This window comes from Hallella faecis, assembly GCF_018789675.1.
Taxonomy (GTDB): Bacteria; Bacteroidota; Bacteroidia; order Bacteroidales; family Bacteroidaceae; genus Prevotella; species Prevotella faecis.
Genome location: NZ_JAHKBE010000068.1, coordinates 1 through 10,713, shown reverse-complemented (window position 1 = coordinate 10,713; position 10,713 = coordinate 1). Strand labels below are relative to the sequence as shown.

Annotated in this window: 6 protein-coding genes; 5 read left to right on the top strand and 1 reads right to left on the bottom strand. The window is 55.3% G+C overall.

The features are described from left to right. Window positions 1-2,514, bottom strand: a 2,514-nt coding sequence (locus KM934_RS11525; protein ID WP_215760751.1) for a tetratricopeptide repeat protein, incomplete at its 3' end; no start/stop codon positions are given. Between the two features lie 1,337 nt (window positions 2,515-3,851). Between KM934_RS11525 and KM934_RS11520 the strand changes: the two genes are divergently transcribed. The 5 genes from KM934_RS11520 to KM934_RS11500 are packed head-to-tail and all read left to right on the top strand — an operon-like array spanning window position 3,852 to window position 10,483. Next, window positions 3,852-4,784, top strand: a complete 933-nt coding sequence (locus KM934_RS11520) for a TonB family protein (protein WP_215760750.1) — start codon at window positions 3,852-3,854, stop codon at window positions 4,782-4,784. 7 nt (window positions 4,785-4,791) lie between these two features. Then, on the top strand, window positions 4,792-6,831 hold the full coding sequence (locus KM934_RS11515) for an outer membrane beta-barrel protein (protein ID WP_215760749.1): 2,040 nt from the start codon (window positions 4,792-4,794) through the stop codon (window positions 6,829-6,831). Between the two features lie 27 nt (window positions 6,832-6,858). Then, window positions 6,859-7,719: a GLPGLI family protein gene (locus tag KM934_RS11510; protein ID WP_252344990.1), complete on the top strand. Its 861-nt coding sequence runs from the start codon at window positions 6,859-6,861 to the stop codon at window positions 7,717-7,719. 49 nt (window positions 7,720-7,768) lie between these two features. Then, complete coding sequence (locus KM934_RS11505) at window positions 7,769-9,574, top strand: TlpA family protein disulfide reductase (protein ID WP_215760747.1); 1,806 nt, start codon at window positions 7,769-7,771, stop codon at window positions 9,572-9,574. A 36-nt stretch (window positions 9,575-9,610) separates the two neighbouring features. Further along, window positions 9,611-10,483: a GLPGLI family protein gene (locus KM934_RS11500; protein WP_215760746.1), complete on the top strand. Its 873-nt coding sequence runs from the start codon at window positions 9,611-9,613 to the stop codon at window positions 10,481-10,483. Window positions 10,484-10,713: the final 230 nt, after the last annotated feature.

Below are 10,713 nucleotides of genomic sequence, written 5' to 3'. Positions count from 1 at the left end.
TAAATTGTTGTAACTTCTTGCCAAGTCAGGCTCATAGGCCTGTGGATTGTCCTTCGCCAAACGCTTATAGATTTCCAACGCCGCCTTGTGCATCTTCTCGCTCTCTGTAAAGCGTTGGGTGTCACGATACAAATTGGCCAAATTGTTGTAACTGTCTGCTAAGACAGACTCATAGGCCTGAGGGTTCGCATCTGCCAACCGTTTGCGGATTTCCGACGCCGCCTTGTGCATCTTCTCGCTCTCTGTAAAGCGTTGGGTGTCACTATACAAATTGGCTAAATTGTTGTAACTGTCTGCTAAGACAAGCTCGTATGCCTGAGGATTATTCCTTGCCAGACGATTATATATCGCCAATGCCGACTTGTGCATTGCTTCGCTTTCCTTGAACCGCCGGGTGTCACTATACAAAACGGCTAAATTGTTGTAACTTCTTGCCAAGTCAGGCTCATAGGCCTGTGGATTGTCCTTCGCCAAACGCTTATAGATTTCCAACGCCGCCTTGTACATCTTCTCGCTCTCTGTAAAGCGTTGGGTGTCACTATACAAATTGGCTAAATTGTTGTAGCTTCTTGCTAAGCCAGGCTCGTATGCCTGTGGGTTGGCATCTGCCAAGCGTTTACGTATCGCCAATGCCAACTTGTGCATCACTTCGCTTTCCTTAAACCGTTGGGTGTCGCTATACAAAACTGCCAAATTGTTGTAACTACTTGCTAAGTTCGGCTCGTATGCCTGTGGATTGTCCTTCGCCAGACGTTCACGTATTGCCAATGCCGACTTGAACATCGCTTCGCTTTCCTTGAACCGCTGGGTAGTGTAATATAGGATTGCCAAGTTGTTAAATGAAACAGCCAAGTTCGGCTCGTATGCCTGTGGATTGCCCTTTGCCAGACGTTCATATATCGCCAATGCCAACTTGAACATTGCTTCGCTTTCCTTAAACCGTTGGGTGTCGCTATATAGATTTGCCAGGTTGTTATATGAATCAGCCAAGTCAGGCTCGTATGCCTGAGGATTGTCCTTTGCTAAGCGTTCACGTATCGCCAATGCTGATTTGTACCTCGCTTCGCTTTCCTTGAACCGCTGGGTAGTGTAATATAGGATTGCCAAGTTGTTATAGGAATCAGCCAAGTCCGGCTCGTATACCTGCGGATTGTCCTTCGCCAGACGTTCATATATCGCCAATGCCGACTGGTACATCGCTTCGCTTTCCTTGAAGCGTTGGGTGTCGCTATATAGAATTGCCAAGTTGTTATATGAAACAGCCAAGTCAGGCTCGTAGGTCTCGGGGTGGTCGCGACACAGCTCTGTTATGATAGACACGCACTCCTCTATATACGCTTCACTTTTGGTGAATTGGTTGTTGCCATACAAGAAACTGAAATACGCATTTAAATGGTCTGCGAGCTCTGCCTTGGACAAATGGTTTCGCGACAGTTGGATAGCCCGCTCGTAGGCATTGCAGGCGAGTGAGAATCTCTCACTATTGTCAATGTCGAGCATCAAGGCTTTGGCTCGGAGAATGTAATCCTCCACCTGTTCTTGGATGGTCTGTATGCCTTTCTCTATCAGGTCGTTGCCAGCCTGCACCAGTTGGCGGCCTCTGGCTATCTCCTGCTCCGCCAGCCTGGCCTCAGAAGCCATGTCGTCCTCGTTGAGCACATTGATGACGCCCTTGATGTTGCCTTGCTCAAACATCTCTATGGCGAGACGCTTGCGTTCGCTCATGGGGCGACCGCTGCTGATCGACTTGTTGACCAGGAGGGCCAGGTCGAGCAACTGCTTCTCCATGTTCATGATTTGCTCGTGGCATTTCTGCCGCTCTATGATCTTCTCTCTGAGCAGGTCGTGCGTGTCGTCTATCCCCAATGCGCGCAGTTGGGTGATGTCCTTGTCGAGTTGGGCATATTTCTCCTTCAGACTGCAATACTCGGGATTGGCTGCCGCAAAAGGCAGATTGGCGTAGTCGGCTATTTTGTAGCCCTGCAGCGTTACGTTGCCCGCTTCCACCTTCAACTGGCTGCCGTCGCCCGCCGTCAGTCCCATGTCTGGCATAAGACGCTCAAGCTGCATAACAAAATGGAGGTTCATGCCGTCATCACTGGCATAGTTGCACCAGTAATGGCCAATGCCCTTGAAGAGCTCGTCCTTGAACGTCTTGAGCTCGTCGGTTTCCAGCTCACCTTCCACAAGAGCGCGTATGTAAACGAAGGTCTTGGGATGGGTGTGACTGGTTTTGTACCCATCCATAGCCTGTCCAAACTCTTCGATGGTGTATTTTCCTGCAACCTTATGAAACATACAGATACACAGGTCGCAGGAACGCACGGTCTTATTGTAGGCATCCTGCGTCCTTTCCCCGGTGCAATAAGCGGGAAAGTCCTCCCATCTGCGGCATTTGATGCGGATGCCCCGTGGTTCGTAGATGTCGTCAAGTTTGGCTATCAAAGCCTGGAAACTGTTGCGGTCGTTGTTTAGCTCATTGCTGGAGGCAAGAAAAACGGTAATTGTCTTCATGCGTCATTTCCTGTTTGGTTAACGTAAAGATTAGGTGGTAGACGGATTGGTTATCGGCGAAAACCATCGCAAGGCATATATGTTTACCATCAACAGCCCACAGACAATAAACGCCGATGGCAAAGATAGCTAAATATTCCATATTGCGGATGAAATCGGCAAAGTATTTGCGATTTTTTTTCCTTGAGAAGGGGTGCCACCCGCCTCCACGACCCTTGGGAGATTCTGGCCAGCGGCAGCAGACATGAGCAATTAAACCAGAGAAACCCACTCCTGCGCGGCCGATTATATCGCCCTAAAAGTCACTTGACGACAAGGTAAGCAGAGCTTGACAAACACGAAAGCCGTCGTTGCTTGTTGTAAATTTTGGTACAAATCTTGTGTCGGGAATTTCGGGCGAAATAGAGGGCGGGAAGGGCGGTTTGGGGCGTTTGGAATGACGGATGAGGAGCGGTGACTGGGGCGTTAGGCATGTATCGAGGGGCGATAGCTAAGGGATCGAGGTGCGGAAGGTAAGGGATTGAGGCGCGGAAGGGCATGTTTCGAGGGGCGAAAGATGCCTAACCGCAAGGCTGAATAGGGCGTGGGGAGAGCAGAATGGGTCCTTCGAATGGCAAGCGACTGAATGTTAGACGGTTACAAAAATGTGCGAGAATGGCGTATTTGGACGCAAGGCGGGGCGCGGTGGGAAAAACATTGTAGATTTGGGGGAGGGATGTTGAGAATGTGGAGTGTTGGATGTGGAATGGGCCATGCGGCACGAGAATATTTCTCCCACGGATCTCAGATCGACACAGATGCCATTCGGACTGCTTGTCAATAACACAGATCGCGCCGCCGGCGCGGCAGATAGACGCAGATCTTTTCGCAGGTGGAGAGGGATTTATAATGTGGAGTGTTGAGAATGTTGAATGTGGTGTGTTGAACGAGTCCCGTTGGATGTTGAATGGGTTTATAATGGGGAGCATGGGGCGAAGAGGCTGTGTCTTTACGGTGCAAAAAGTGATAACGGTATCAAAAAATGCGCGCCAATGGGACGTTTGGAACGCAAGAAATCTTATCTTTGTTGCAAAAAAGACGCACCGATCACCGCGCGGCACGATGACCGGCAAGGCGGCCGAGGAAAGTCAGGTAGTTCAATGACGGGCTCAATCCGATGGCGTTCCACGAACCAATGATGGCCTCAACCCAATGACGTTCCTCGACCCGAGAACCAGCCACGATGCCCGAGAACGAGCCACGATGCCCAGCAGCGGGAAGCCTTTAACATCTTTTAAGGGTGAGCCTTGGGCGACTTTAGCGTTAAAGGAGCAGAAAACCCAAACAACTGAAACAGCATGATGACAGAACAAGCATATAAGGAAATGGTGGAACGAATGCGCCCCCGACTGATGCAGATGGGCCGCGAGTTTTTCGGATCCGACACCGAAGCCGAAGAGGTGGTGCAGGAAACGTGCATCAGGGCGTGGAACGTGCGCAACAAGGCCACGCTCACCGACGCCTACCTGATGCGCATTGCACGCAACTGCTGCGTGTCGATGTGGCGCGGGCAGCGTGTGGAGGTGGAGCTGGCCGACGACAGCCATGCCGCCATCACCGAGGTAACGCCGCAGGAAGAGGTGGAGGAGCGCGAAAACTCCGAGTGGCTGCGTGGGCGCCTCAGGCGTCTGCCCAAGGCCGAGCGCGAGGTGTGGCAACTCTTCTACGACGAGGGACTGACGGTCGAGGAGATTGCCGAGGCGCGTGGCATTTCCGTAGCCTCCGTGCGCAACACCATCTCCAGCGTTCGCAACACCCTCCGCACCGCCTTGCGCCGCCGATTCTTCGACATGCGCCACCTCATCGTGTTCGCCCTTTTGGCTCTGGTTTCGGGCATCGCCGTGGCTGCCATCATCCATCCGAACGGCATGGTGCGCGGAGCCATCGAACATGTGCTGGGAATACCTAAGGACACCACCGTCTATCGAGTGGTGGAGGTCATGCCGTCCTATCCCGGCGACATGGAGGCGTTCTATAAGTTCTTGGCCCAACAGATGCACTATCCCAAGGAGGCCCTGGAGAATGGCATCGAAGGCCGTGTGGTGGTTAGCTTCGTGGTAGAGGAAGACGGCCGCCTGACCCACTTTGAAGCCGTTAGCTCGCCCAGCCCGCTGCTATCCAACGAGGCCATCCGGGTCTTGAGGCAGATGCCCCGATGGAATCCGGCCAAGAGAATGGGCAGGAATGTGCGTTGCCAATATAACATACCGGTCATGTTCCGCCTAAAGTAGTTGCAGGATGCATAGGTTGATCATCACCGCCATGCTCGCCTTCGCAGCCATAGCGGCCTCCGCCCAGACCGTCATTGAGGGCACAGTGGCCGACGCGCAGGGCAAGCACGTGGAGGCTTACGTCAGCGTGGCCCCTAAGGGCACGGGCAACATCCTGGTTTTTGCCGACACCGACGCCAAGGGCCACTACAGGCTGGAGTTTACCACCGAGGCCGACTCCGTGACCGTCAGCGCCTCCGGACTGGCCATTGGCAGCCACACGAAACAGGTGGCCAACCGCTCGCAACGGCTCGATTTCTGCGTGAAGGAACAGGCCATGCAACTGAAGGAGGTTACCGTGCGGGCGCAGAAGATACGGCAGAACGGCGACACGCTCAGCTACCTCGTGGGAGCCTACCAACAGCAGGGCGACCGCGTCATCGGCGACGTGCTGAAGCACATGCCCGGCATAGAGGTGGCCGACAACGGCGGCATCAAGTATAACGGCAAGACCATCAAGAAATTCTACGTGGAGGAGATGGACCTGCTGCAGGGCCGCTACGGACTGGCCACCAACAACATCAACGCCTCCGACGTGGCCACCGTGCAGGTGCTGGAGCACCACCAGCCCGTGAAGATGCTGCAAGACAAGGAGCTCTCCGACGACGTGGCCATCAACCTGAAGCTGAAAAACTCGGCCAAGGGAACCGTGGCCATCAACACCATGCTCGGCGGCGGCGCGCAGCAGGCGGGCGGCTGGCATATCGGCAAACGGCCGCTCACCGACAGCCAGGCCGCCATAGGGCAAAGCCCCTTGTGGACCGCCGAGGTGGTGGGCATGTACTTCGCCAAGCGTCGGCAAAACATGACCTTATATAAAGGCAACAACACGGGCGACGACGTGTCGAAGGAACTCACGCAACACTATTCAAGCGTCAACAGCGTAAGTCTCTACCCCTTCTGCCCTACCGGCGCCCTCATGCCCAACGGCTCTGGCCTGCCACAGAAGCGCACCTTCGACAACCACAGTCAGATACTGACCATGAACCACTTGGAGAAGCCCAACAAGGACACGGAACTGGGACTGAACATTGCCTACTACAACGACCGCATACGCCGCGAGGGCAGCAGCGTGGGCGACCAGTTTGTTAGCGACGACAGCCGCCTGCTCGCCTCCGAGGCCATGACCAGCGAGACCAAGCTGAACAACCTGAACATCCAGGGGCGCTACAACCGCAACGCGCCCAACGGCTTCGTGGCCAACGTGCTGAAGGTGGACACCCACTGGAACAGCGACCGTGTGGACGGCCTGCTCGCCTCCGAGCGCACAGGCACCGACCCCGCAAACTACGGCAACAACCGCGTACGCCAGCATTTCGACCGCCCGCAGCTCTCCGTCTCCAACACCTTCAACACCATTCGCAACATCGGCAAGAACACCTTCGACCTCCACTTCTCAGCAGGCTACGCCCACCGCCCGAACACGCTCACCGTGGGTGTCGACTCGCTGCTGCAGGGCACATCCACCGCCTACACGCAGGACGTGAACTCACACCACATCGCCGCCAGCTTCAACACCAGCTACGCCATCCGCGTGGGCCAAAGGTTCCGCTTCAGCTACGGCGTAAGCGCCACGGCCAACCTCCACGGCATCGTGACCGACCTCGACGGATTCACACCGCCTGCCGAGCACGCCCAACTCAGCAACGACCTGTGGTACAACACCTACTGCGTGGCCCTCGCCCAAACCTACAAGTATGAAACGCCCAACTTCTACATCGGCCTCGGCTTGCCCCTCGAGCTCTACACCCAGACGCTCGACGACAAAATAAGGAACGACCAGCACGGCTACACACACCTGCTCTTCTTCCCCTCGCTATCGGCAAACTGGAGCATCAGCCGCGACCTCTGGCTCAACGCCGGCGCCAACTACTCGAAGACCGTGGGCGACCCGGGCGGCATCTACAGCGGCTACATCATGTCCAACTACCGCGCCTTCCAGCGCAGCTACGTAGAGCAACTGCGGCCCCGCAACGCAATGGTCAGCGTAAGGTTCAAACTATTGTAACACTTATACCTAACCGACAAAATCGTGATGAAACAAACGCTCATTACAACCCTCATCCTCGCCGCCCTTTGCGGCGGGGCGTGGGCGCAGCCCAAAGTAAACGGGAGCGCTCCCACACGTGAGAAAAGAGGATACAACCAGCGTGTGGCTATCGACACGGCCCATGTGCGCGTGCTCTATGCCCTTAATGCCAAGGACATCAAGGACGAGAGCACCTACCTGGACCTGGGCAAACTGGAGGTAGGCAAGCAAGTCTGGAAGTACAGTAGCGAATTTGTTTACTCCTCCGATTTGAAGGTTACAGAATGGGTGCGAGAGAAGGGTTACAAAGGAAACGTGCCCAAGACCGCATTTATTCGTGGCGAGAAGTCAGACAAATGGAGCGAATTGGTTTATTCAGACTACACGATCCGAGGCAAACAACTGGAAGAGCAAGCCTGCTTCCCCCTATGGGCAGAGCGCGAGAACAGCAGCTACACGGAGCCGTGGCCACTGATGCAATGGACGCTGGCCAACGAGCAACTATCCATCCTCGGCCACCGCTGCCAGAAGGCCACGTGCCGTTTCCGTGGCCGCGACTTCGTGGCGTGGTTTGCCGCCGACGTTCCCATCAAGGGCGGGCCGTGGAAGTTCGGCGGACTGCCCGGCCTCATCCTGAAAGTCTCTGACGTGCAGAACATCTACGTTTGGGAGGCCGTGGCCATTGAGCATGGCACATACCCCATCATGCAATATCCCGACAAGCTCTACCCCAAATCGACACGTAAGAGCGTATGGCAGCGGCAGAAGAAGTACAACGAAGACTATCGCAATGCCATCGGCTGGACGAGCCTCGAGGGAAGGCCTATGCCTCCCAAGGTGCGGTTCGAACCATTGGAAAAGGAATGATCCCAAATCAATCATTACACCAACCCTTATAACACATCGCATTATCTATATGAAAAAGAGAATGTTCGCCTGTTTCCTCGCCCTCGCCACCCTTTGCGGCGGGGCGTGGGCGAAGAACAAGGTCATTGACAGACCCGCGTTCAAGTCAACGAGTACCAACGATTTGCTCCCCGTAAAGGTGGAACTGACCAAAACCGCCACTATCGTACATTTCCGTATGGCCTGTGCCCATTGGCGAGATTGGAGCATGGATGGGGCACGGTTGGAGTGTAGTGGTCAACGCTATGCCTATCAGGAAGGGCGCATCATCACGCACAAGGGGAAAGAAGTGCTCATCGACGAAGCCTTTGAGATAGGTAAGAAATATGTGAAGAACGCACAACAGGACTCGGTCATCCTCTGCTTCGAGCCAATGCCAAAAGGAGCCAAAACCTTCCACTATGTAGAGGCCGATAACGACGGGGCGTGGAAGATTCGCGGCATCCGACTTGACAACCAACTCTATCCCCTTGCCCTACCGCCTTACCAGAGACCCGTCGACGATGGCGAGCCCTTGCAACCGCTAACGCCGAAACATGGTGAGGCAACGGCAACCTGCATATTACACGGCGGCGGTAGTTTCGATTATTTTGGTCCCTCAAGCTGCGACCCCATCACAGGGCAGTATGAGAGCAGGTCGCTATACGCCGACTCTGTGACGGTCTATCGCCATCCGGCCTACGTTGCTACGCGCTCTGTTTGGCTCGGTTGCCGGGTAGATGCAGGCATGCATGTTGACCAGTTCCCCCTGATACTCATTCCTGGAGAGACTCTGACGCTCGAAGTAGATGCCACGGCTTGTCTGGCACGCGACGGAAACTTTGCGGCAGGCCGCCCAACCAATCACGACTGCTACAGGCTTGGAGGCACATTGGGCGACCTCAACCAAGTGTTATTGGAGAACAGCTTTCTGCATTTTCGTGACATCAAGGGGTTGCCTACATATAACGGCGGTGACACATCGGGTTGGTGTGATGCGCTGTGGCAGAGTATCGACACACTGCACCGGGGCGTAGCAGAACGCCGGGGGTATACGCGCCGTCAGCAGGACTTTCTGCGATTGTTGCTGGAAGACTACTATGTGCGCACTGTTCAAGCACACACGCTGACTGACCCACATGCTCGCGACCTGATGCACTTCCGCGACGGGCGATCTTACTACCTGCCCCCGATAGCCGATCGTCTGCCTTATCTCAAAGCTAACGGTCTCGACCATGGCGAGGTGTACGAGATGTTGAAAGGATTTGCCGATGCAAAGGAGAAAGCCGCGCAGATGCGGCAGGGGCACGTGCTGCCTGACAGCGTAATACAGACCGCCCATCCATACTTCCGACCCATACTCCGTGCCTTCAACGATACCACCCGTGTCGCCGCAGAAAGACTACAGCGGGAGGCCAAGGAGCGCATGATGCCCACGCCCGACGTTGCCGGTGCACAACTCTTACAGACCATTGCCAGCCAATACTCTGGAAAGGTTGTTTTCTTCGACCTTTGGGCCACGTGGTGTGGGCCTTGCAAGAAAGGCATCGCAGCCATGGAACCCTTGAAAGAGCAATTGAAGGGGAAGAATGTGGTGTTTGTCTATCTCACCAACGAATCAAGCCCAATCGACGAATGGAGCAAGTATGTTATCAAGATTCCTGGCCAACACTACCGCATCCCCAATACGCTGTGGAACCAAATTCCCAACCTCGGCAGCATACCCCAGTATTACCTCTATAACCGTCAGGGGCAGGAAGTGTGGCAACAAACAGGATTCAGCGAGAAGGCGCTGAAAGATATGGAGAAACGAATTGCGGAAATCGTAAGCGAATAACCCTACGACACGCTGGAATTAGAATAGACAACCATTATGAAGCACAAGAGAATCATCACCATTATCTTCGCCCTCGCTGTCCTTTGCGGCGGGGCGTGGGCGCAGCAGAAGCAGGGACACGTCATGCGGCCGAAGCCCAGAGGCGGGGGCAACACCACCGTTGTGGGACAGGCCCAACTCGAGGTGGAGTATGCGCTGAACGCCACCAACCTGCACAACCCCGACACCTACATCGACCTCCATGTGCTGCAAGCCGGGCAACGGCTGAGCAAGCACTACAGCCGCTTCATGGAGCAGGGCGACTCGCTCTACGACGCCTACATGAAGGCCAACCCCCACGCTGAGGGCGTGCCAACATCGCTCTATACCATAGGCCGCGAGGGGCAATACTGGAGCGAGTACCAGTCGACGGAGATCTTCACCGAGCAGGGCCAGCAAACGCTCTACGCCTGGATGCCATGGGCCATGGAACGCTACAATGCCTACTACACCGAACCTGCCGCCCAACAGAAATGGACGCTACACCCCGAGCGCACCACCCTACTCGGCCACAGCTGCCAACGGGCCACCTGCCACTGGCGGGGCCGCAACTTCGAGGCGTGGTTTGCCGCCGACATCCCCGTGCGCCTCGGCCCATGGACGTTTGGCGGACTGCCCGGCCTCATCCTGAAGCTCTACGACACGCAGCGGCTCTATACCTGGGAGGCCGTCGGCCTGCGCTCCGGCTCGTTCCCCATCACCAAGCGCAAGTATGAGGGTTTCCACAAGGACAGTCGCGACCACGTCTATAAGCTACAGGTGGCCGCCAACCGCGACCACCTGAAAACGGGCGGCGCCATCGACCGCCGCACTGGCCAGCTACGGTCGTTCCCACACCCCTACGACCCGCTGGAGCTGGAGGAGCCATGAGCGGAAACGAAGAAAGAACAGCAAAAAAACATGCCATTTACGCCCTCGACAAAGAAAAACATTATTGGAGTTTCTGATTTAGGGAAGACGGGCTGAATTATCGTGCAAACCGAATGCAATCAAGCTTGCTTGAATTGCTGAGGTGCAGCAGATAATGCACGGGCTGAAAGCCCAGTGAACGCATAGCCCAGGGCAAGCGAAGCGACACCCTGGGTATTATCGTATTATCA

Coding starts and splice junctions, on each gene's coding strand:
- KM934_RS11520 (WP_215760750.1), top strand. CDS start 3,852: ATGATGACAGAACAAGCATATAAGGAAATGGTGGAACGAATGCGCCCC.
- KM934_RS11515 (WP_215760749.1), top strand. CDS start 4,792: ATGCATAGGTTGATCATCACCGCCATGCTCGCCTTCGCAGCCATAGCG.
- KM934_RS11510 (WP_252344990.1), top strand. CDS start 6,859: ATGAAACAAACGCTCATTACAACCCTCATCCTCGCCGCCCTTTGCGGC.
- KM934_RS11505 (WP_215760747.1), top strand. CDS start 7,769: ATGAAAAAGAGAATGTTCGCCTGTTTCCTCGCCCTCGCCACCCTTTGC.
- KM934_RS11500 (WP_215760746.1), top strand. CDS start 9,611: ATGAAGCACAAGAGAATCATCACCATTATCTTCGCCCTCGCTGTCCTT.